The organism is Stenotrophomonas maltophilia, assembly GCF_004920835.1.
GTDB lineage: Bacteria > Pseudomonadota > Gammaproteobacteria > Xanthomonadales > Xanthomonadaceae > Stenotrophomonas > Stenotrophomonas maltophilia_AQ.
This window is the reverse complement of the sequence record NZ_QFHO01000031.1, coordinates 1-22,359: the sequence shown is the minus strand read 5'-3', so window position 1 is coordinate 22,359 and position 22,359 is coordinate 1. Positions and strand designations below refer to the sequence as shown.

Annotated in this window: 18 protein-coding genes and 2 riboswitches; of the genes, 9 read left to right on the top strand and 9 right to left on the bottom strand. The window is 67.5% G+C overall.

What is annotated here, in order from left to right; all coding sequences use genetic code 11:
- Positions 1-23: 23 nt before the first annotated feature.
- The 4 genes from DI041_RS17685 to DI041_RS17670 all read right to left on the bottom strand — a co-directional run bounded on the left by DI041_RS17685 (position 24) and on the right by DI041_RS17670 (position 8,324).
- The gene (locus tag DI041_RS17685) at positions 24-3,128 is read right to left on the bottom strand and encodes an efflux RND transporter permease subunit (protein ID WP_136638557.1); all 3,105 of its coding nucleotides are present in this window, start codon (positions 3,126-3,128) and stop codon (positions 24-26) included.
- A complete protein-coding gene (locus DI041_RS17680) occupies positions 3,125-6,259 on the bottom strand; it encodes a multidrug efflux RND transporter permease subunit (RefSeq protein ID WP_136638556.1) in 3,135 nt (1,044 codons plus the stop codon). The genes DI041_RS17685 and DI041_RS17680 overlap by 4 nt, the downstream gene beginning before the upstream one ends.
- Positions 6,256-7,422, bottom strand: coding sequence for an MdtA/MuxA family multidrug efflux RND transporter periplasmic adaptor subunit (locus DI041_RS17675; RefSeq protein ID WP_136638555.1), 1,167 nt, complete (start codon positions 7,420-7,422; stop codon positions 6,256-6,258). The genes DI041_RS17680 and DI041_RS17675 overlap by 4 nt, the downstream gene beginning before the upstream one ends.
- A 284-nt stretch (positions 7,423-7,706) precedes the next feature.
- Entirely contained in the window at positions 7,707-8,324 is a 618-nt protein-coding gene (locus DI041_RS17670; protein WP_005411215.1) for a trimeric intracellular cation channel family protein, read from the bottom strand.
- An 84-nt stretch (positions 8,325-8,408) separates the two neighbouring features.
- A riboswitch (glycine riboswitch) is annotated at positions 8,409-8,512 on the bottom strand.
- Between the two features lie 13 nt (positions 8,513-8,525).
- Positions 8,526-8,615: riboswitch (glycine riboswitch) on the bottom strand.
- A gap of 40 nt (positions 8,616-8,655) precedes the next feature.
- On the opposite strand from DI041_RS17670, the gene DI041_RS17665 reads away from it, so the two are divergent.
- Together DI041_RS17665 and DI041_RS17660 are read left to right on the top strand one after the other, a co-directional pair.
- Positions 8,656-8,931: a GIY-YIG nuclease family protein gene (locus tag DI041_RS17665; RefSeq protein WP_136638554.1), complete on the top strand. Its 276-nt coding sequence runs from the start codon at positions 8,656-8,658 to the stop codon at positions 8,929-8,931.
- A 119-nt stretch (positions 8,932-9,050) separates the two neighbouring features.
- A complete protein-coding gene (locus DI041_RS17660) occupies positions 9,051-9,482 on the top strand; it encodes a nuclear transport factor 2 family protein (protein ID WP_136638553.1) in 432 nt (143 codons plus the stop codon).
- A gap of 41 nt (positions 9,483-9,523) precedes the next feature.
- On the opposite strand, the gene DI041_RS17655 is transcribed toward DI041_RS17660, so the two are convergent.
- A complete protein-coding gene (locus tag DI041_RS17655; RefSeq protein WP_046984250.1) occupies positions 9,524-10,804 on the bottom strand; it encodes an NAD(P)/FAD-dependent oxidoreductase in 1,281 nt (426 codons plus the stop codon).
- Positions 10,805-10,926: 122 nt separating this feature from the next.
- Between DI041_RS17655 and DI041_RS17650 the strand changes: the two genes are divergently transcribed.
- Positions 10,927-11,706, top strand: a complete 780-nt coding sequence (locus DI041_RS17650; protein ID WP_046984251.1) for an NYN domain-containing protein — start codon at positions 10,927-10,929, stop codon at positions 11,704-11,706.
- Positions 11,707-11,740: 34 nt separating this feature from the next.
- Here the strand turns inward: DI041_RS17650 and DI041_RS17645 are convergent, their stop codons facing one another.
- Positions 11,741-11,932 (bottom strand): hypothetical protein, encoded by a 192-nt coding sequence (locus DI041_RS17645; RefSeq protein WP_046984252.1) that lies wholly within the window; start codon positions 11,930-11,932, stop codon positions 11,741-11,743.
- Positions 11,933-12,011: 79 nt separating this feature from the next.
- Between DI041_RS17645 and DI041_RS17640 the strand changes: the two genes are divergently transcribed.
- On the top strand, positions 12,012-12,632 hold the full coding sequence (locus DI041_RS17640; RefSeq protein ID WP_046984253.1) for a glutathione S-transferase family protein: 621 nt from the start codon (positions 12,012-12,014) through the stop codon (positions 12,630-12,632).
- Positions 12,633-12,720: 88 nt separating this feature from the next.
- Here the strand turns inward: DI041_RS17640 and DI041_RS17635 are convergent, their stop codons facing one another.
- Positions 12,721-14,898, bottom strand: a complete 2,178-nt coding sequence (locus DI041_RS17635; protein ID WP_136638576.1) for a primosomal protein N' — start codon at positions 14,896-14,898, stop codon at positions 12,721-12,723.
- 413 nt (positions 14,899-15,311) lie between these two features.
- Here DI041_RS17635 and DI041_RS17630 point away from each other — a divergent pair, with 413 nt between their 5' ends.
- From DI041_RS17630 to sppA, 4 genes are all read left to right on the top strand, one after another.
- On the top strand, positions 15,312-16,316 hold the full coding sequence (locus DI041_RS17630) for a hypothetical protein (RefSeq protein ID WP_136638552.1): 1,005 nt from the start codon (positions 15,312-15,314) through the stop codon (positions 16,314-16,316).
- Positions 16,309-16,884: a DUF3106 domain-containing protein gene (locus DI041_RS17625; RefSeq protein ID WP_136638551.1), complete on the top strand. Its 576-nt coding sequence runs from the start codon at positions 16,309-16,311 to the stop codon at positions 16,882-16,884. Before DI041_RS17630 ends, DI041_RS17625 begins: the two co-directional genes overlap by 8 nt.
- 237 nt (positions 16,885-17,121) lie before the next feature.
- Positions 17,122-18,486: an MATE family efflux transporter gene (locus tag DI041_RS17620; RefSeq protein WP_136638550.1), complete on the top strand. Its 1,365-nt coding sequence runs from the start codon at positions 17,122-17,124 to the stop codon at positions 18,484-18,486.
- 116 nt (positions 18,487-18,602) lie between these two features.
- Complete coding sequence (gene sppA, locus DI041_RS17615) at positions 18,603-20,525, top strand: signal peptide peptidase SppA (RefSeq protein ID WP_012512230.1); 1,923 nt, start codon at positions 18,603-18,605, stop codon at positions 20,523-20,525.
- 114 nt (positions 20,526-20,639) lie between these two features.
- Here sppA and DI041_RS17610 read toward each other — a convergent pair whose 3' ends face one another.
- Positions 20,640-20,852 (bottom strand): hypothetical protein, encoded by a 213-nt coding sequence (locus DI041_RS17610; RefSeq protein ID WP_012512229.1) that lies wholly within the window; start codon positions 20,850-20,852, stop codon positions 20,640-20,642.
- Between the two features lie 111 nt (positions 20,853-20,963).
- Between DI041_RS17610 and DI041_RS17605 the strand changes: the two genes are divergently transcribed.
- Positions 20,964-21,740 (top strand): SDR family oxidoreductase, encoded by a 777-nt coding sequence (locus DI041_RS17605; RefSeq protein ID WP_046984257.1) that lies wholly within the window; start codon positions 20,964-20,966, stop codon positions 21,738-21,740.
- A 94-nt stretch (positions 21,741-21,834) separates the two neighbouring features.
- Here DI041_RS17605 and DI041_RS17600 read toward each other — a convergent pair.
- Positions 21,835-22,359: hypothetical protein (locus DI041_RS17600; protein WP_136640144.1), on the bottom strand; the 525-nt coding region annotated here is incomplete at its 5' end.

Sequence of the window (22,359 nt, the reverse complement as noted above, 5' to 3'; positions counted from 1 at the left end):
CGCCTGCGGGGGTGCGGCCGCGATCAGGGCCGGTCGGAGTTGGAGGCCGGCCCATCTGCACCGGCGATGCGCCTGGCGCTGCGCATGAGCGACAGCGCCAGGTACATCGCCGGGGTGGTGTACAGCGTCAGCCACTGGCTGACCAGCAACCCGCCCACAATGGCGATTCCCAGCGGTTGCCGGAGTTCCCAGCCTTCGCCGTTGGCCAGCATCAGTGGCAGCGTGCCCAGCAGCGCCGCCAGCGAGGTCATCAGGATCGGCCGCAGGCGCAATCGCGCTGCTTCCATCACCGCGTCCCGTGCAGTCAGGCCACGCCGCTCGCCGGCCAGCGCGAAGTCCACCAGCAGGATGGTGTTCTTCATCACCACACCGACCAGCAGGAACAGACCGAGAAGCGCGATCAGGTTCAGTTCGTTGCCGAACAGCCACAGCGCCAGCAGCGCGCCGATGCCGGCCGAGGGCAAGGTGGACAGGATCACCAGCGGCTGCATGAAACTCTCGTAGAGGATGCCCAGCACCAGGTAGACCGCCAGCGTGGCACCGAGCACCAGCCACAGCTGGCGCGAACGCAGCTGCTCCAGGCCGCCGGCCTCACCGGACAGCTTGCCCTGTACCGAACGTGGCAGCATCAGTTTCGACATCGCACCATCGATTGCCTGCGTGGCCTGTTCCAGGCCCACCCCCGGTGCCAGCGCGAACTCGATCCAGATCGAGGCGAACTGCTCACTGTGGTACACCCGGTCCGGTGCCATGCCATAGCGCCAGCTGGCGATGCTCGACAGCGGAATGCGCTGGCCGTTGCCATCGATCACCTGCAGGCGTGACAGCGTGCCCGGGTCCTGGGTGTGCTTCGGGTCCAGCTCCATCACCACGCGGTACTGGTTGAGGCTGTCGTACAGCGTGGCGACCTGGCGCTGGCTGAAGGAGTTGTTGAGCATGTTGGCCACCGTGCGCAGGTCCACGCCGTGGCGCGCGGCTGCTTCGCGGTCGATGTCCAGCATCACCTGGCGCATGCCTGCTTCGCCCTGTGCTTCCACGTCCACCAGTTCGGGCAGGCCACGCAGCGCGGCAGCCACCTTCGGCGCCCATTCGCGCAGCGGTGCTGTATCGGCCGACAGCAGCTGGAACTCGTACTTGCCACTGCTGCCTGCGCCCTCCAGGCGAATGTCCTGGTCCACCCACAGATAGAGATTGCCGCCGGGCAGCTTGGGCAGCCGCGCGCGCAGGCGGTCAATCACCTCTTGGCTGGAGACCTTTCGCTCGGCCAGAGGCTTCATCTTGATCATGATGAAGGCGTTGTTGACCCCGTTGCTGCCACCGATGTAGCCGATGATGTCCTCGATGGCCGGGTCGGACAGCAACAGCTTCCTGTACGCATCGATCTTCGGTTGCATGGCCTGGAAGGACAGGCCGTCATCGCCACGGGCGAAGCCGCGCAGCTGCGCGGTGTCCTGCTTGGGCACGATGCCCTTGGGCACCTGCTGGAACAGCCACGTGTTGAGCGCGATGACTGCAACGAAGGCCAGCAACGGCCAGCGCAGCCGGCGCAGGCTGGCCTGCAGCGTGCGCAAGTAAGCGCCGCGCACGCGCTCGAACAGTGCATTGCTGCCGCGCTGCCAACGCGAGGGTTGCTGCGCGGCATCCACGAACAATCGTGCACACAGCATCGGAACCAGGCTCAGCGCGACCAGCACGGAGACCGTCATTGCCGCCACCAGAGTCAGCGAGAATTCGCGGAACAGGCGTTCGACGAAGTCATCCAGGAACAGGATGGCGACGAACACCACGGCCAGTGCAACGTTCATCGACAGCAGCGTGGCACCGACTTCCGATGCGCCACGCACCGCCGCCTGCCAGCGGTCCGCGCCGAGTTCGCGATGGCGGGCGATGTTCTCCAGCACCACGATGGCATCGTCCACCACCAGCACCGCCGCGACAATCAACGCCATCAGCGAGAGCGTGTTGAGCGAGAAGCCCATCAGCGCGATCAGCGCCAGCGTACCGAACAGCACCACCGGGATCGCCACGCTGGGCACCAGTGCAGCACGCCAGTGGCCGAGGAAGGCCAGCACCACCAGCACCACCAATACGATCGCCAGCACCAGGGTGACCTCTGCCTCATGCAGGGTGGCGCGGATTACCGGCGAGCGGTCCATCACCAGCCGCATGTCCACGCCGGAGGGCAGCAGTGCATGCAGCTGGGGCAGCTGCGCCTGGATGGCATCGACGGTAGCGATGATGTTGGCGCCGGGTTGGCGGCTGACGATCAGCAGCACGGCCGGGCGTTCGTTGTGGAAGCCGCTGGCATAGCGATCCTCCACGCCATCGGCAACGGCGGCTACATCGCCCAGCCGCAGCGTGCGGTCGTCGCTTACCTTAAGAGCCAACTCGCGATACTGCGCGGCCTGGCGCAGCTGCAGTGGCGCTTCCAGCTGCCACTGCTGGTGCGCATCCCCCACCGCACCCAACGGGCGCACCGCATTGGCGCGGGCGATGACCTGGGCTACGTCTTCCAGCGCCAGCCCGGCGTGGTTCAGTGCGTTCGGATCCAGCGACACACGCACTGCCGGCAAGGCACTGCCGCCCACCTGCACTTCGCCCACGCCTGGTACCTGCGACAGCTTCTGCGCCAGCACGGTGGAGGCCAGGTCATACAGCTGGCCTGGCGAGCGCGTGTCCGAAGTCAGTGCCAGTGCCAGAATCGGTGCCTGCGAAGGATTCACCTTGCGGTACTGCGGCATGCCCGGCATGCCACTGGGCAGCTGGCCGCGAGCGAGGTTGATCGCGGCCTGCACTTCACGTGCGGCCTCATCGATATCACGGCCGAGCACGAACTTCAGTTCGATCTGGGTCTGGCCCTGGGTGCTGGCCGAATCGATGCGCGAGATGCCGGGCAGGCTGCCCAGCGCACGCTCCAACGGCGTGGCCACGGTGGCGGCCATCGATTCGGGCGAGGCGCCGGGCAGGCTGGCACTGACTTCAATGGCTGGGTAGTCCACCTGTGGCAGCGGCGCCACCGGCAACAGCCGCAGCGCCAGCAGGCCGGCCAGCACCAGTGCCACCGCCAGCAGGATCGTTGCTACCGGGCGCTGCACGCAGGCCTGCGCCAGGCGCGCGATGGGGGTCACGCGCGTGCCTCGTCAGCGCCCGTCGGGGCCGCTGCACGGCCACGCTGCAGGCGGTCGAAGGCCAGGTAGATCACCGGCGTGGTGAACAGCGTCAATACCTGGCTGACCAGCAGTCCGCCCACCATCACCCAGCCCAGTGGCTGCCGCAGCTCGGCGCCGGAACCGCTGGCCAGCATCAGCGGTACCGCGCCGAACAGTGCGGCCAGCGTGGTCATCAGGATCGGCCGGAAGCGCAGCAGCGCGGCCTGATGGATCGCCTCGCGTGGTGACATGCCGCGTGTGCGCTGCGCGTCCAGCGCGAAGTCGATCATCATGATCGCGTTCTTCTTCACCAGCCCGATCAGCAGCACGATGCCGATCACCGCGATCAGATCCAGGCTGCGTCCGCTCAGCCACAGTGCGGCCAATGCACCCACGGTGGCCGAGGGCAGGGTGGACAGGATGGTGATGGGATGGATGAAGCTCTCGTAGAGCACGCCCAGCACGATGTACATCACTACCACGGCCGCCAGGATCAGCCACAACGTGGACGATAGCGAGCTGCTGAAGGCGGCCGCCGCGCCCTGCAGGCGAAGTTCGATGCTCTGCGGCAGATTCACCTGCGCGCGCGCGGCGAGCACGGCATCCACCGCTTCGCCCAGCGAAGCGCCCGGGGCAAGATTGAACGAAAGCGTAGCCGCCGGGAACTGGCCCACGTGATTGCGCAGCAGCGCGGACGGACCCACCTCTACACGCGCTACCGAACCCAGCGGCACGGTCTGCCCGGCGCTGTTGCGCACGCGCAGGCCGGTGATGGCTTCCGGTCCCGGCTGGCGCGACGGATCGGCTTCCAGCACCACCCGGTATTGGCTGGCCTGGGTGAAGATGGTTGAAATCTGGCGCTGCCCATAGGCGTCGTACAGGGCATCGGCTACCGCTTCCACGCTGACGCCCAGGCGCGCCGCCGCATCGCGGTCGATCGCCACGCGCGCCTGCCGCCCCTGCATCTGCAGATCGCTGGCCACATCACGCAGCGCCGGCGACTGGCGCAAGGCCTGCAGAAGCTTCGGTGTCCAGCTTTCCAGCGCTTCCAGATCCGGCGTGGTCAGGGTGAACTGGTACTGGTTGCGGCTGATGCGGTCTTCGATGCCCAGTTCCTGCACCGGTTGCAGGTACAGGGTGATGCCGGGAATCTTCGCCACGCGCTGCTGCAGCCGTTCCATCACGACGGCGGCACCGTCGCGGTCGCCATGCGGTTTCAGTTCGATCAGCAGGCGGCCGGTGTTGAGCGTGGCGTTGTTGCCGTCCACGCCGATGTAGGACGAGACGCTGGCCACTGCCTCGTCGGCTTCGATGGCCGCCGCCAGCGCCTGCTGGCGCTCGCGCATGGCCTGGAACGAGATAGCCTGTGGCGCCTCGCTGATGCCTTGCACCAGGCCGGCATCCTGCACCGGGAAGAATCCCTTGGGCACGGCGAAGTACAGCGCTACGGTCAGTGCCAGCGTCGCCACCGTGGCCAGCAGCATCAGCGGCTGGCGCTGCAGCACCCAGCGCAGCTGGCGGTCGTAAAGGGTGAGGACCCGGTCGAAGACATCTTGTTTTGGGGTCGGAGCCCTGGCTGGATCCGACCCCTGGGCCGGGGTCAGATCCCCGTGGGGCTCTGACCCCTTCGCATGCGGCTTCAGGAAGCGCGCGCACAGCATCGGCGTCAGCGTCAGCGAGACCAGCAGCGAGATGCCGATGGCTACCGCCAGCGTCACCGCGAACTCATGGAACAGCGCGCCCACCAGGTCGGCCATGAACAGCAGCGGGATCAGTACCGCGATCAGCGAGACCGTCAAGGAGACCAGAGTGAAGCCGATTTCCGCTGCACCCTTGAGCGCCGCCTCGCGGGGGCTTTCGCCGTCCTCCAGATGGCGGGCGATGTTCTCCAGCATCACGATGGCGTCGTCCACCACGAAGCCGGTGGCGATGGTCAGTGCCATCAGCGTGAGGTTGTTGAGCGAATAGCCGGCCAGCAGCATCACCGAGAAGGTGCCGACCAGCGACAGCGGCACTGCAACGCTGGGAATCAGTGTGGCCGGCAGATTGCGCAGGAACACCCAGGTGACCAGCACCACCAGCGCGATGGCCAGCACCAGTTCCTTCTGCACGCCGCGCACCGACGCGCGGATCGATTCGGTGCGGTCACTCAGCACGTCCATCTGCACGCCGGCCGGCAGCGTGGTCTGCAGCTGCGGCAGCAATGCTCGCACCTGCTCGACCACGGCGATCACGTTGGCACCGGGCTGGCGCTGGATGTTCACCAGAACTGCCGGCGTAGTGCCGCTCCAGGCGGCCAGCTGCCGGTTCTCAGCGCCATCGCTGATGGTGGCCACATCGCCCAGCCGTAGTGGCGCGCCGTCACGCCAGGCCAGTACCAGCGCGCGGTATTCGGCCACGCTGCGCATCTGATCGTTGGCGTCGAGCATCACCGCTCGGATCGGGCCATCGAAGCTGCCCTTGGGCAGGTTGACGTTGGCCGCAGCAATCGCGGTACGGATGTGGTCCATGCCCAGGCCGTTGGCGGCCAGTGCCGCTGGATTGACCTGGATGCGCACTGCAGGGCGCTGGCCGCCGGCCAGGCTGACCAGCCCGACGCCGGGCAGCTGCGCCAGACGCTGGGCAATGCGCGTATCGACCAGATCGTGCACCTGCGGCAGCGACAGTCCCTGCGAGGTCACCGCCAATGTCAGGATCGGTGTGTCGGCCGGGTTGACCTTGCGGTACACCGGCGGTACCGGCAGGTCTCCGGGAAGGAAGCTGCCTGCCGCGTTGATGGCGGCCTGCACGTCCTGCTCGGCCACGCCCAGCGACACCTCCAGCCCGAACTGCAGGGTAATGACCGAGGCGCCGCCGGAACTGGTCGACGACAGTTGTTTCAGACCGGGAATCTGCCCGAGCTGGCGTTCCAGCGGCGCGGTGATGGTGCGTGTGGTCAGTTCCGGGCTGGCCCCCGGATACAGCGTTGTGATCTGGATGATCGGATAGTCGACCTGCGGCAGTGCGGCCACCGGCAGCAGGCGGTAGGCCAGTACACCGGACAGCAGCAACGCCACCATCAGGAGAGTCGTTGCGACCGGGCGCAGGATGAACGGGCGCGAGAGATTCATGCGCCGGCCTTGATCGCGGCCTCCTCGGTGATGATCTCCACCGCCGTGCCGTCTTCCAGCCCGTCGATGCCTTCGATCACCACCTGGTCGCCGGCCACCAGTCCGGAGCGCACGGCCACGCGTCCATCGTCGGCCGGACCGAGCACCACGTTGCGGCGCTGTGCCTTGTTGTCCTTGTCGACGATATGCACGTAGTTGCCCTGGCTGCCGAACTGCACGGCGGCATCGGGAATCAGCAGCGCGCGCTGCTCGCCCAGTTGCAGGCGGACGTTGACGAACTGGTTGGGGAACAGCGCCAGATCGTGGTTGTCGAAGTGCGCACGCAGTTTCAGCGTGCCAGTGGCGGTATCGATGCGGTTGTCGACACTGGACAGCGCGCCACTGGCAAGCTGCCGGCCTTCTTCGCGGTCCCAGGTTTCCACTGCCAGCGCCGGTTGCACCTGCACGGCATCGAGCAGCGCCGGCAGCTCGGGTTCGGGCACGGTGAACAGAACGCTGATCGGTGCGGTCTGTGCCAGCGTCACCAGGCCTTCGGCATCGCTGGCGCGTACCAGGTTGCCCACGTCCAACCGGCGCAGCCCGACGCGGCCACTGACCGGTGCGGTGATGCGGGTGTACTGCAGCTGCAGGAGTGCCTCGTCAACAGACGCCTGATCGCTGAGGCGGCGGCCCTGCAGCTGGCGCACCTTGCTCTGCTGGTCGCTCAGTTCCTGCCCGGACACGTAGTTCTGCTTCTGCAGTTCGCGGTAGCGCTGCAGCTGGCGCTCGGCGTTCTCCAGCTCGGCCAGGTTCTGTTGCTGGGTGCCCTTGGCCTGCGCCAGCTTCACTTCATACGGGCGCGGGTCGATCTGCGCCAGCAGATCGCCGGCCTTCACCTGCTGGCCTTCCTGGAAATGCAGTCGCAGCAGTTCGCCATCCACACGGCTGCGTACCACCACGCTGTGCAGCGGCGTGACCGTACCGACCGCCTTCAGGCGCAGTACCAGCGGCTCGGCGCTGGCGCGGGCGATGCGCACGGGTACCGTCTTGCCGGGTGCATCGTCGCCGGCACCGGCCTCCGTGCGTGGCCAGAACCCCCACAGCAGGCCGCCGGCAAGGGCAACGCCCAGCATGATCAGCAACGGGCGGGCACGACGGAAGCGGGAGTTTTCGGCGACAGACATGGGGCATCCTGCGCCCTGCGCGCGCAGGGACATGCGGGCCCGTCGGTGCGTTCACGGCACCACGGGCAGCGGGGAGGGAGTGTCTGGCGGGGCCGCGGGCGCGGCGTGGCTGGATGCCGTCGCGGCAGCGACGGGGCGACAATGGTAGCCAATCACCCTGGCCAATGCCGCATGACCATCGTCATGCAACGCAATCGGTAGTGCCGGCCGCTGGCCGGCAACCGGCTGGAATCTGCGGGCGTGTGCCGTGTTTCCGGCCAGCGGCCGGCACTACCGTCAAGCAATCAATGCACTTCGTCGTGATAGACGAACTTCGGCATTTCCCAGCGGTAGTGGATCGCCAGCAGGCGCAGCGCGAAGCCGCCGCCCAGGCAGCACAGGATCGCGGTGGCATCGGCCACACCCCAGTGCAGCAGCAACAGGTAGGCCGCGCCGGTCAGCAGCGCGATGATCGCGTACAGCTCTTTCTGGAAGATCAGCGGCACCTCGTTGCAGAGGATGTCGCGCAGCACGCCGCCGAAGGCGCCTGTCAGCATGCCGGCAATCAGCACGATCGGCATGGCATGGCCGGCCTCACGTGCGATCGAGCAGCCGATCAGGGTGAAGGCGATCAGGCCCAGGCCATCGAGCACCAGGAAGGTGCGGCGGAAGTGGTGCATCCAGCGTGCGACCCAGGTGGCGATCAGCGCCGCACACACGGTGAAGCCCAGGTACTCGGGATGCTTCACCCAGCCCAGCGGATAGTGGCCGAGCAGGATGTCGCGCAGTGATCCGCCGCCGAGGGCGGTGACGCAGGCGATCATGACCACACCGAACAGGTCCATGCGGCGGCGGCCGGCGGACAGCGCGCCGGTCATGGCTTCGGCGGAAATGGCGATCAGGTAGATGATGGACAACAGCATGGGACAGGCTCCGGGCGCGGTGGGGCCGGCCATGCGCCACTATCGCCATTGCCTGCGCAATGACGGGATGACGATGACCGGTGCCGCTCCCGCTGTCCTTTTGCCTGAGAGTTCAGCGGCATGGGCCGCGTGCCCCTTCGGCGGATCGTCCCGGGCGTGCCCGGTGACCTCTCTCCAGCTCGGCGAGTCGAATGCATGGTTGGTGGGATTCCAGCCCACCGGCCTGAGCGATCATGGGAGCCTGCGCCTTCGGCGGGCGCCAGCGCGGCGCCTCTCTCCTGCATTCGGGCGCCAGTATATCCGCTGCAGTGCAGCACGGCATAATCCGGGCATGGCACCGTCCCTCCGCCCGTGGTTCCTGTACCTGCTCGAATGCCGCGATGGCAGCTACTACGCCGGCATCAGCACCGACGTGGACGTGCGTTTCGCTGCCCACCAGGCCGGAAAGGGCGCGCGTTACACCCGGGCCCGGCCGCCGCTGCGCGTGCTGGCCGTGCGCGAGTACCCGGACCGGGCCGCCGCGTCACGGGCCGAGTGGCAGCTCAAGCAGCAACCACGCGAACGCAAGTTGGCCTGGTTGCAGGCCCCGGCCGAGGCTGTTCTGTAGAGCCGAGCCCACGCTCGGCTGCTGCACTTGGCGAAGTCGCCGCTTCGGTAGATCCATGCCATGCGTGGATGCGGCTTGCCCATGCGATGATCGCCCCGCGCCCAGAGCCGGAGACCCGGATGTCCACGATTTCCCTGCTGTTCGCTCTCTCGGCAGCAACGAGTCCCGTTGCCGACCCGGCTACCCTCGCAGCCATCGAAGCCACCTGCCATGACTACGTGGATGGCCAGCTGGAGGCCGACCCGCAGCGCGTCGCCCGTTCCCTGCATCCGGACCTGGCCAAACGTGCGGTGCTCGGTGATACACCGGACGAACGCCTGGGCCTGCGCCGGATGTCGAAGGAAGAGCTGGTTGCGTTGACGAAGCAGGGCGCGTTGAAGACCCCGAAAGATCAATGGGATCGCCGCTGCACGGTGCTGGACGTGACCGGCAACGCCGCATCGGTGCGGCTGGAAACCCCGTGGTTCGTCGACTACTTCCACATGGGCCGCTTCGAGCAGCGCTGGGTGATCGTCAACGCGCTGTGGTACCCGAAGCCGAAGGCGCCGTGAGCCGAGCATGGGCTCGGCTCTACAGGAACATGCGTGCGGCCCTAGCGCCTCGGCCGCCGGTCTTCCTGGTCATCACCGAAGATGATGCGCGCGCTGCGCTGGTAGCTCCAGTACGCCACGGCCCAGTTCAGCAGCACCACGATGCGGTTGCGGAAACCGATCAGGAAGAACACGTGCGCGGCCAGCCAGAACCACCAGGCGAGGATGCCCGAGAGCTGCAGCCTGCCCAAGTGCACGATTGCAGCCATGCGGCCGATGGTGGCGAGGTTGCCGAAGTCGGCGTACTTGAAGGGACCTGGCGCCGGCTTGTCGTGCAGGCGCGCGCGGAGCACCTCGGCCACGTACTTGCCCATCTGCTTGGCGGCGGGCGCAACGCCGGGTACCGGCTTGCCGTTGGCCTGGTTCAGCACGGCCAGATCGCCGGCCACGAACAGCTCCGGATGGCCAGGCAGTGTCAGGTCGGGTTGCACCTGCACGCGGCCGGCGCGGTCCAGCGGCACGTCCAGTGTACGCGCCAGCGGTGAAGCAGCCACACCGGCGGCCCATACCACCGTGCGTGCCGGCACGAATTGATCGCCGAGCTTGAAGCCCTGGCTGTCGATGTCGCTCACCGGGGTGCCGGTCAGCACTTCCACGCCCAGTTTCTCCAGTTGTCGGCGCGCCTTCAGCGAAAGCACTTCCGGGAACGAAGACAACACGCGTGGGCCAGCTTCGACCAGCCGCACCTTGGCGCTGGCCGGATCGATATGGCGGAACTCGTTGCGCAGCGTATGCCGTGCGATCTCTGCCAGGGTGCCGGCCAGTTCAACACCGGTGGGGCCACCGCCGACCACGGCGAAGCTCAGCCACGCCGCCTTCTTCGCCGGGTCCGGTTCGGCCTCGGCACGTTCGAACGCCAGCAGCAGCTTGCGGCGCAGCGCGATGGCATCGTCCAGGGTCTTCAGGCCGGGGGCATCATCGGCCCACTGGTCGTTGCCGAAGTAAGCGTGGGTGGCGCCCGTGGCCAGCAGCAGGGTGTCGTAGTCCAGCGTGCTGCCATCGGCCATGCGGATCTGTCGGGCCTGCTTGTCGATGGTGACCACTTCGCCGAGACGGACTTCCACATTGCGCTGGTGGCCGAGGATGTGGCGCAGCGGTGCGGCGATATCCGGCGCGGACAGGCCGGCGGTGGCCACCTGGTACAGCAGCGGCTGGAACAGATGGTGGTTGCGGCGGTCGACCAGGGTGATGCGTATGCGCTCGCGGGCCAGGGCACGGGTGGCCCAGAGACCGGCAAAACCGCCGCCGACAACAACCAGGTGGGGAACGCGCTCGCGACTCATCGACTCACTCCAGTGGGGGCATGGGGGAAGCGCTTGGCATCTTCGCACGGCAGGCGGTTGTCACGTCAGCGCCCGCGCGGATCGGCGATACTCGGGTTCAGGCAACCGCCCGCGAGGAATCCATGAGCGAACCGGAAAAGCGCATCGCCCTGTTGATCGACGCCGACAATGCGCCGGCATCGAAAATCGACGAGGTCCTGGCCGAAGTCGCCCGCTACGGCGTGGCCAACGTTCGCCGTGCCTATGGCAACTGGAAGAGCCCACGGTTGAAGGGATGGGAGGCGGTGCTGCACGAGTACGCGATCCGTCCGATCCAGCAGTTCGCCTACAGCAAGGGCAAGAATGCTTCGGACATGGCGATGGTGATCGATGCCATGGACCTGCTGTACGCGCGCAATCTGGATGGCTTCGCCATCGTGTCCAGCGATGCCGATTTCACCCCGATGGTGATGCGCCTGCTGACCGATGGCGTGAAGGTCTATGGCTTCGGCGAAAAGAAGACGCCGGAGCCGTTCGTCAACGCCTGCTCGAAGTTCACCTATCTGGAGGCGTTGGGGCAGACTCATGCCAGCGTGCAGGATGCGGAACAGTCATCGAACGAACAGGCACCGAACGAGCCGGTGGCCAACGACGATGCGCGTCCGCGCAAGAGCGGCGCGGAAATGCGCAGCGATACGCGTCTGGTGAAGATGCTGCGACGCGCGGTGTCCTCGGCCGAGGGCGAGGATGGCTGGTCGCACCTGGGCCCGGTCGGCAGCCAGATCGGCAACCAGGCCTCGTTCGACCCGCGCAACTACGGTTACGGCAAGCTCAGCGACCTGCTGGCCGCGATTGGCCTGTTCGAGCTGAAAAAGGACGGCAAGTCCTCCTACGTGCGCGCGCTGCCGAAGAAGAACCGGTAGCGCCGGGCCTTGCCCAGCGAATCAATACCGCCGGTCAGATCTCACGCGCATCGGAATTCGAATAGCCCTCGGCGAACCCTGCGGCGAAATCCTCGACGCCGTTGAAGGCCAGCAGCAACAGCCCGGCGCACAGCAGCTGGTTGCGGCTGGAACGGCGGTAGCCCAGCACCAGCATCACCAGCCCTGCAGCCAGCAGAACATAGTTCAGAGCATCCCATCCCGTCACGTCGTCTCTCCCTGTGGATCGGCGTATCGTAGCGTTTCCGCGCCACCGTGGCGCACCGCTGCTGGCAAGGAAATCCGAAATGTTGAAGATCTGGGGCCGTCGCAATTCCAGCAACGTCCGCAAGGTGCTGTGGTGCGCCGAGGAGATCGGCCTGCCGTATGAGTCCATCGAAGTCGGTGGCAGCCACGGCGGCACGCAGACGCCGGAATACCAGGCGATGAATCCCAACAGCCTGGTGCCGGTGATCGAGGACCACGGCCTGCCGCTGTGGGAATCGAACGCCATCGTGCGCTACCTGAGCGCGCGTTACGCGCTGGGCACGCTGTACGCCGAGGACCCGATGGAACGCGCCCAGGCCGAGAAGTGGATGGACTGGAGCACTTCGCGGATGGCGCCGCTGTACACCGACCTGATCTGGGGCATCATGCGCACCGCCCCGGCGGACCGCGACGAAGCACGGATCAACGCCGCCATCGTGCGTGCCGGTGACTACCTGGCGATGGCCGACGCCACGCTGGCCAGGCAGCCGTGGCTGTCGGGCGAGACGTTCGCGATGGGTGACATCCCACTCGGCTCGCTGATCTACGCGTGGTTCGAACTGCCGATCCAGCGCCCGGAACTGCCGCACCTGGCCGACTGGTACGCGCGCCTGCGCGAACGCCCGGCGTACCAGCGCGGCGTGATGTCGCCGCTGACGTAAGCGGAAACGGTAGCGCCGGGCCATGCCCGGCGGACGCGGTGCGCGCAGAATCCGCCGGGCATGGCCCGGCGCTACCGTCCGCGTGCCATCAATACAGATCCGTCGGGTCCACATCCAGCGACCAGCGCACCTTGCGTGCTTCCGGCAGCGCGTACAACTGCGGCACCAAGTGCGAAAGCACACCGTGCAACGGCGGCCGCTGCAGCGCAGACAGCAGCAGCTGGGTGCGCTGGTAGCCGGCGCGGCGCGGCATCGGCGCCGGCATCGGCCCATAGGCCTCGACCACGTTCTGTTCTCCCAGCAACTGCCGCGCGGCCAGCAGGAAGGCATTGGCGTGCTCCACCTGCTGGGCTTCGGCGCGCATCAACGCCAGGTGCGCGAACGGTGGGAATCCAGCCGCCTCGCGCTGGTTCAACTCGGCCTGCGCGAACGGGTGGTAGCCGCCGCTCACCAGCGTTTCCAGCAACGGATGCCCGGGATGGTGGGTCTGCAGCCAGACTTCGCCGGGATCGCGTGCGCGGCCGGCGCGGCCAGCGACCTGGATCAGCTGCTGTGCCAGTTTTTCACTGGCACGGAAGTCGGCCGAGAACAGCCCTTCGTCGATGCCCACCACCACCACCAGAGTCAGCTTGGGCAGGTCGTGGCCCTTGGCCAGGATCTGTGTGCCGACCAGGATGCCGGGCTGATCGCCCAGTTTCGCCAGCTGCTGTTCCAGCGCGTCGCGTCGCGACGTGGTGCCGCGGTCGATGCGCACCACCGGGAATTCGGCGAAGGCCGCAGTGAGGTGCTCTTCCAGGCGTTCGGTGCCGATACCCTGCGGCTGCAGCGCCAGGCTGCCGCAGGCCGGGCAGGCCAGCGGTGCCGGTTGCCGCGCACCGCAGTGGTGGCATTGCAGGCGACGACCGCCACCATGCACGGTCATCGGAGCATCGCAGCGGTTGCAGGGCGCGGTCCAGCCGCAGTCATGGCACAGCAGCACCGGCGCGTAACCGCGGCGGTTCTTGAATACCAGCACCTGCTGGCCGCGCTTGAGATGCTCGCCGATGCCGGCCAGTACGTCGGCCGACAAACCGTCATGCAGCGGCCGTTTGCGTACATCCAGGATGCGCACGCGCGGTGGCCGTGCGTCGCCGGCACGCTGCTTCAGGCGCAGGTGGGTGTAGCGCCCGGCATAGGCGTTGTGCAGGGTTTCCAGCGACGGCGTGGCGCTGCCCAGCAGCACCGGGATGCCCAATGCCTTGGCCCGCACCAGAGCGAAATCGCGCGCGTGATAGCGGATGCCGTCCTGCTGCTTGTAGCTGCCGTCGTGTTCCTCGTCGACGATCAGCAGGCCGGCTTGCGGCAATGGCGTGAACACCGCCGAGCGGGTGCCGACGATGACCCGAGCTTCACCGCGAGAGGCGGCCGCCCAGACGCGCGCGCGCTCGTTGTCATTCAACCCCGAGTGCAGCGCGTGCACGGCGATGCCGAGACGGCCGCGAAAGCGTGCCAGGGTCTGCGGAGTCAGGCCGATTTCCGGCACCAGCACCAGCGCCTGCTTGCCCTGTGCCAGGCAATGGATGATCGCCTGCAGGTACACCTCGGTCTTGCCGCTGCCGGTCACGCCATCCAGCAGGAACGGCTGGAAACCCTCGGTGGCGTTGATCGCGGCCACGGCCTCGGCCTGGTCCGGATTGAGGGTGGGGCCGGGCAGCGGTTGCGCGTGTTGCGGGGCCACACTCAGGGCGACGCGCTCGGCCAGCTCACGCTTGGCCAGGCTGCGCGCAGCAGTGCGCCAGTCCTGCATGCGTTCACCCAGCACGTCTTCGTCCACTGTGGCCTCGGCCAGCAGCTCGGCCAGTTGCCGGGGGCGGCTGCCAGCGCGCAGCTTCCCGCGCTGCAGGCGTCCTTCGGCGGTCAGCTGCCAGCCGCAGTGATGGGTATCGGGCAGGGCTTCACCATGGCGCAGCGGGCCAGGCAGGGCGGTGCTAAGCACCTCGCCCAGCGGCGCATGGGTATAGCGCGACAGCCACTGCAGGCTCTGCCACAGCTCGCCCTGCAGCAGCGGCTGCGGGTCGCACCACGCCAGCGCCTGGCGCAGGCCCTGGCCATCGTCGGTCTGGCCGTGGCCGGCCACCACGCCGACCAGCTCGCGGTTGCCGAATGGCACCTTCAGGCGGCAGCCAACCGCCACTGCGGGAGCCTCACCCTCCGGCGACAGGTAGTCGAACAGGCGGGGCAGGGGGACGGGCAGGGCGACCTGCAGGGTCGGAATCGGTGAAAGCATCGGGCCAGTGTAACGGGCCATGCGCACGCGGATGGCAGGCGCGAAGGCGCCCGGGCGACGCCCGTTGAATCATAAATGTCACCTAAATATCGGTGTCCATTGGAGATTCAGTCTTATCCACATGTTCTGTGGATAAGACTGTGCGTTAACGGTCGGCGGGCGCGCGGGAGGCCGATGGCGACGGCCTCACGCTTGGGTTGGTCAAAAAATCGCCATACTTTAAAAACAATCAAAATCAATGACTTAAGTGTGAAACATTGCTGAAACAGAGTGAATTCAGCTGGATGCCGCAGTTTCCCGTGCGAGGGCCGTGGTGCTGTGCACAACCTGCAGCACGAAGTACCTGCGGGCGCAAGTCCTGCCGGGCGCCGATGGCCTGCCGTTATCATGCCGGCAGACCTTTGGAGTAACCGATGACGGCTGTGCCCGCCCCTGTTCCCTCGACCGCGGCCGGCGCGCTGTCGGCGTTCCTGCGTGGCGTCGAACGCCGTGCCCTGGTGGTGGCTGAACTGCAGTGCGGTGAAGCCGCCCGTGCCGAACAGACCCTGGTGGCGGTGATGCGCGCCTTTGCCGCCGTCGCCAGCGACCTGCCCATGGCGCAATGGCCGACCCGCTTCTGGACCCTGCTGGGCCAGCGCCAGGCGCTACGCGAACCGCTGGGCGGCCAGTGGGCACCGCCATTGGCTGCGCTGGGTGAGATGGGGCCACTGCCGCGCCTGGCGCTGTTGCTGCGGGTAGGCGGTAGTCTGGATGAAGGCATTGCCATGCGCGTGCTCGACCAGGACGAGGCCGGCTACCAGCAATTGCTGGCCGATGCCTGCCCGCGCGATACCCATGGCCAGCCTGATGCCTCGGCCTGGCGGCAGCTGGCCGAGCAGGTGCAGCTGCGCATCCGTGACCTGCCGGCCAAGCGCCTGCAGCAGCTGCAACAACCGGCCGCACCTGCCGCCAACAATGAAACCCCGACCTCCAGCTGGCGTGCACCGCAGCGTGACGAGCGCGCGGCCGCCAACGGCAAGCGCCGCCGTGCGAATGCCAAGCCGCGCTGGCGCGGTCCGCTGATCCTGTTGCTGACCGTGGCGGTGCTGCTGGCCGCCGCGCTGGGCTGGCGCCATTGGCAGGGCCGTGTGCTCGGCAGCGATGCACCGCTGCCGGAAGGGGTGGTGGGCGATGCCGGTCCGGTCACGGTGGAGGCGCTGCCGCCGAGCAAGGTTGAAGCCGCGCCGGATGCGATCCCGGCCCAGGCTGCCGACGACGCCACGATGCTGGCCGACCGCGACTATCCGCTGGTGGCCGATGCCGACCTGTATGCGTGGACGGCCGCTGGCGGTCCGCTGCCGGTGGACGAATCGCAATCCAAGCCGAGCCGGCCGGAGCCGGCCAGCGCCACGCTGGAAACCGCTGCTGCCGATGAATAAGACCGTGTTCGCCAGCCTGCTGCTGGCCCTGCCGTTGTCGCTGTCGGCCACGCCGCAGACCGTGAACGTGCCGCTGCCACCGCCCTCGCCCGGAACCACGACGGCGCCACCGGCGCCGGCCGCGGCACCTTCGACGTTTGCCCACCTGGATGCGCAGCAGCAGCGCCAGCGCCGTGCCGACTACGCCACGTGGCGGGCGTTGCCGGAAGGCGAGCGTGAACGCGTCCGCCAGGCTGCGGCGCGTTTCAATGCACTGCCGGCCGATCAGCAGCAGCGCCTGCGCCAGCAGTTCCAGGCGCAGGACCAGGCGTTTCGCGAAGGCTGGCGGCTGGGCCCGCAGCTGGGCCTGGAATTCCCCAAGCTGCACGGCCTGTTCGGCTTCGTGCCGCCGGAACAGCGCGAGGCCGCGCTGGCCGTGCTGCGCCAGCTCAGCCCGGCGCAGCTGGCCCAGCTGACCTTGGTCGCACAGCGCACGCCGCCGCAGGAACGCGACGCGGTGCGCAGCGCCTTCCTCGCCGTGCCCGCCGCCGAGCGCGACAGCTGGCTCAAGCGCCAGGCGGGTCAGTAAACAAAGGGGACGGAGGGGATTAAGTCGTACTCGGCACAGTCGGGCTTGAAACGACTTAATCCCCTCCGTCCCCTTTTTTCTGTTCGTAACGCGATCGCAACGCGGTAAACCGGGGGCTGCTGAAACCCAGCATTCACGCCATGTCATGGGAATGCGCGCGCTGCGCGCGTAAGATGGCCGGCCGCAACCCGGTGCCTGTGCCCTTCGCGCGCAACCGTAGTTCGCGTCAAGCACCTTATGTCTACTGCAACCTCCACGCCGCGCTTCAGCAAGGAAGTCGGCGCTACCGGTCTGCTTGCCCTGCCGCTTGTGCTCGGGCACGTCTCCACCGGTCTGATCTCCTTCGTCGACAACGTGATTGCCGGCCACCATGCGACATCCACCCTGGCCGCAGTGACCATCGGCACTGCGCTGCTGTGGCTGCCGATGCTGATCCCGATCGGCACGCTGATCTCGCTCACCGCCTCGGTGTCGCAGCTGCATGGCGCCGGCCGTGAGCGCGAGATCGGCCCGCTGTTCCGGCAGGCGCTGTGGCTGGCGCTGGGCCTGGGCCTGATCATGTTCACCTTCCTCACCGTGGTGCCGCCGCTGCTGCCGGCATTCGGCATCGCCCCGGACATCGTGCCCGGCGCAACGGCCTTCCTGCATGCGGTGCGCTGGGGTGGCCCGGCGCTGACGCTGTACTTCTGCATGCGCTATCTCAGTGAAGGCATGCATTGGACGCTGCCGACCATGCTGCTGGGTTTTGGCGGCCTGCTGGTGCTGGCGCCGATGGGCTACGTGCTGGCCAACGGCAAGCTGGGCTTCCCGGAAATGGGTGCCGAAGGCCTGGGCATCGCCTCGGCGGTGATGATGTGGCTGCAGGCGATCGCCTTCGCCACCTACCTGTGGTTCACCAAACGCTTCGCCCATCTGCGGCTGTTCTCGCACTTCGAAGGGCCGCGCTGGCCGGCGATCTGGGATCTGCTGCGCACCGGGCTGCCGATCGGGATCACCGTGCTGATGGAAGGTGGCCTGTTCATCGTCACCGCGCTGCTGATCGGTCGCCTGGGTGCCAATGAAGCGGCTGCGCACCAGATCGCGATCAACGTCGCCCAGCTGTGCTTCATGATCCCCATGGGCGTGGCCGAGGCCACTACCGTGCGCGTCGGCCATGCGGTCGGCCGTGGCGATGGCTTCGGCGTGCGCCGCGCGGCCTGGGCCGGCTACGCGATCATCATGGGCACGCAGACCCTGTCGGCGGCGGTGCTGCTGTTCGGCCATGACGCCATCGTCGGTGTCTACACCAATGATCTGGCAGTGGCCGGGCTGGCCTCGACCCTGCTGCTGTACGCGGCCACCTTCCAGTTCCCGGATGGCATCCAGGTGTTGTCGGCCGGTGCGCTGCGCGGCCTGAAGGACACCCGCGTGCCGATGTTCATCGCCATGTTCGCGTACTGGGGCCTGGGCATGCCGCTCGGCGCCGGGCTCGGCCTGGGCCTGGGCATGGGCCCGCAGGGCATGTGGATCGGCCTGATCGTCGGTCTCACCGCGGCGGCGATCCTGATGGGCTGGCGCCTGCGCCGCAGCAGCCTGCGCATCGGCCAGTCCAGCCTGTCCTGATCCTTCCTGCCCGCCCCGGCGCCCCGTGGCGGGCGATCCCCTGACTTGTGTCCGATGCCGCATCACGCGGCACCGGCTATGCTGGCACTACGGCAAGAAGCCTTCCGGAGCGTTCCATGAATCAACCCGTGCCCCCGCTGCCCCCGGCGCGTCGCAACCCCGTCGCCAGTTTCTTCATCGGGCTGTGGGACGTCATGAATTTCACCCGCCGGTTGATCCTCAACCTGGTGTTCTTCGGCCTGCTGTTCCTGTTGCTGGTGATGTTCGTCATCGCCGCCGGCATGGGTGCCGGTGCCAGCAAATCGCTGCAGGACCGCACCACCCTGGTGATCGCGCCGGAAGGCCGCCTGGTCGAGCAGTTCAGCGCTGACCCGGTCAGCCGCGCGCTGGCCAAGGCGGTGGGCGACAACGGTGCCGAAGAGATCCAGCTGCGTGACCTGCTGCGGGTGATCGAGTCGGCCAAGGAAGACAAGAAGATCGAGCGCGTGGTGCTGGAGCTGGACAAGCTGCAGCCGTCGGGCTTCGCTTCGCTGCGTGAAGTGGCCGCTGCGCTGCAGGACCTGCGTGCGTCCGGCAAGCAGCTGGTGGCCTACAGCGAGAGCATGGGCCAGTCGCAGTACCTGCTGGCCGCGCAGGCCGACGAGGTCTACCTGGACCCGATGGGGTCGGTGGTGCTCGAGGGCCTGGGCCGCTACCGCCAGTACTTCCGCACCGGCCTGCAGGACAAGCTGGGCGTGGACGTGCACCTGTTCAAGGTGGGCGAGTACAAGTCCGCTGCCGAGCCGTACGTGCTCGACGCCGCTTCGCCGGCGTCCAAGGAAGCCGACCTGTTCTGGATGAACGACGTGTGGCAGCGCTACCTGGGTGACATCGCCAAAGCCCGCCGCCTGGATCCGGCACAGCTGGCCGCCGGCATCGACACGCTGCCGGAAGGCATCTCCGCCGCCGGTGGCGACCTGGCCAAGTTCGCCCTGCAGCAGAAGCTGGTGACCTCGCTGAAGACCCGCGAGGAATTCGAGGATCTGATGATCGAGCGCGGCGTGGCTGACGACGATGCCGACGGTGGTTTCCGCAACGTCGACTTCGGCAGCTACCTGGGCCAGCTCGATGCGCGCCGCAACCCGGTCGACAGCCGTCCGCAGGTGGCGGTGGTGGTGGCAGCCGGCGAGATCAGCGGTGGCGACCTGCCGGCCGGCCGCATCGGTGGCGAGTCAACCTCGGCGCTGCTGCGTGCAGCGCGCGACGACGAGAACGTGAAGTCCGTGGTGCTGCGCGTCAATTCGCCGGGTGGTGAGGTGTTCGCCTCCGAGCAGATCCGTCGCGAAGTGGTGGCCCTGCAGGCCGCTGGCAAGCCGGTGGTGGTGTCGATGGGCGACCTGGCTGCCTCCGGTGGCTACTGGATCAGCATGAATGCCGACCGCATCTATGCCGATCCGTCGACCATCACCGGTTCGATCGGGATCTTCGGCATGGTGCCGAACTTCAGCCGCGCGCTGGACAAGATCGGTGTGCACACCGACGGCGTCGGTACGACCCGCTTTGCCGGTGCCTTCGATGTCACCCGCCCGATGGATCCGGCGGTGGGCCAGGTCATCCAGTCGGTGATCAACAAGGGTTACGCCGACTTCACCGGTCGCGTTGCCGACGCCCGCAAGAAGCCGGTCGAGGCGGTCGACGAAGTGGCCCGTGGCCGCGTGTGGAGCGGTGCGCAGGCCAAGGAACGCGGTCTGGTCGACGCCTTCGGTGGCTTGAAGGATGCGGTGGCCGATGCCGCCAGCCGTGCCAAGCTGGGCAAGGCCGATGCTTACCGCGTGCGTTACATCGAGAAGGCGGCGACGCCGTTTGCGCAGTTCGTAAGCGGCTTCGCCGGCAGCCGTGCCGGTGCCTGGATGCTGTCCGACTCGGGCATGGCGCGGATGATGCTGGCGCGTGCGATGCCGGAAGTGGATACGCAGCTGCGCTTCGTCGAGAACGCGGCCCGCGACAAGGGCAACGGTGCGCCGGTGAAGGCGCTGGCGTACTGCTTCTGCGGGTTCTGATCGGAAGTCCATCCACGCATGGCGTGGATCTACTGGAAACGCCCGGCCCCGGCCGGGCGTTTTCGTTCACGGGGTCGGATCCCTTTGCTCCGCAAAGGGCTCTGACCCCACAGGTCATTGCGTCGCGTCGGCCTCGGCCTTCTGCTCGCGTGCTGCAGCATCCTCCACGGCCTTCTGCGCGCTCTTGGCGCGGTCCAGCGGCTCATGCATTGCACGGGTCATTGCCTGCGGTGCCGGTGGCTTCTCCGGGTTGGGCGTCGGCGGCCGTTGGCACGCCGCCAGCAGTACGGCGGCCAGCAGGGACGTGGACACGATCAGGATGCGCATGGCGGCTCTCCGCAGTGGGCGTGCGTGCAGTGTCGCATTCCGGGCAGGGGGCTGCCGTGAGCGCGTATCCTTGCCGCATCGAAACACAGCGGGCGCGGCCCCGGAGGACACATGACCCAGCAACGGTGGCGCCTGGACGGCCAGACTGCCCTGATCACCGGTGCCAGTGCCGGCATCGGCCTTGCAATCGCGCATGAACTGGCTGGCTTCGGTGCCGACCTGATGATCGTCGGGCGCGATATAGACATGCTGGAGACCGCGCGCGACGAGCTGCTGGACATGTATCCGCAGATGCAGGTGCACGCGCTGGCTGCCGATGTTTCCGATGACGAAGACCGCCGGCAGATCCTGGACTGGGTGGAAGACCATAGCGATGGCCTGCACATCCTGGTCAACAACGCCGGCGGCAACATCAGCAAAGCGGCTACCGAGTATTCCGAGGACGAGTGGCGCAACATCTTCGAGACCAACCTGTTCTCGGCGTTCGAACTGTCGCGCTACGCGCACCCGCTGCTGGCACGCCATGCCTCGTCATCCATCGTCAACGTCGGCAGCGTATCCGGCCTGACCCATGTGCGCAGCGGCGTGGTCTACGGCATGAGCAAGGCGGCAATGCACCAGATGACCCGCAACCTGGCCGTCGAGTGGGCCGAGGATGGCATCCGGGTCAACGCGGTGGCGCCGTGGTACATCCGCACGCGGCGCACGTCCGGCCCGTTGTCGGACCCGGACTACTACGAGGAAGTGATCAACCGCACGCCGATGCGCCGCATCGGGGAGCCGGAGGAAGTGGCTGCGGCCGTGGGCTTCCTGTGCCTGCCCGCCGCCAGCTATGTCACCGGCGAGTGCATCGCGGTGGATGGTGGTTTCCTGCGCTACGGATTCTGAGCTTTCAGCAGGTAGTGCCGGCCGCTGGCCGGCAACTGCAATCATCTGAAGATCCTGTGGTTGCCGGCCAGCGGCCGGCACTACCGGGTGGCCGTCACCCCGGTACCGGGCAGTTGCTGGCCTCCAGCACACCCTGCAGCCGCTCGCGCTCGCTGCGTGCGCCGTCGCGGTTCTCTGGCGTGGCGAAACGTTCGCGGCCGCGTGCATCGCGGAAGCGCTGCTGCCAGCCGCCGCAACGCTGCACTTCGGGCAGTTCCTCGCAGCGATCACGTACCACTTCGCAGCCGGCCGCATTCACCGGCGTGACGCCGCCCAGGCCCTGTACCGTCATCAGTTCGCAGCGACCGGGCGCGGCCTCGTACTCGTGCAGGTAGCTGCCGCCCTGGCTGTCGGTGCACTGGAAGATCGGGGGCAGGGGCGGCTTCGGTGGGCCGTCCTTTGCTTCGGCGCGGGCCTCGGCGTCACGACGCAGCGTCGCGCTGTCGAGGATCTGGTTGCCGCCCTCGCGTTCGACCATTCCCGCTTCCATGATCGTTCGGCCTTCGTCCGCACGGCGTGGCGTTGCAGAGGGCGCCTGCGCGGGCGCGGGTCCTGCCGGCAGGGGGGCTGGCTGTCTCTT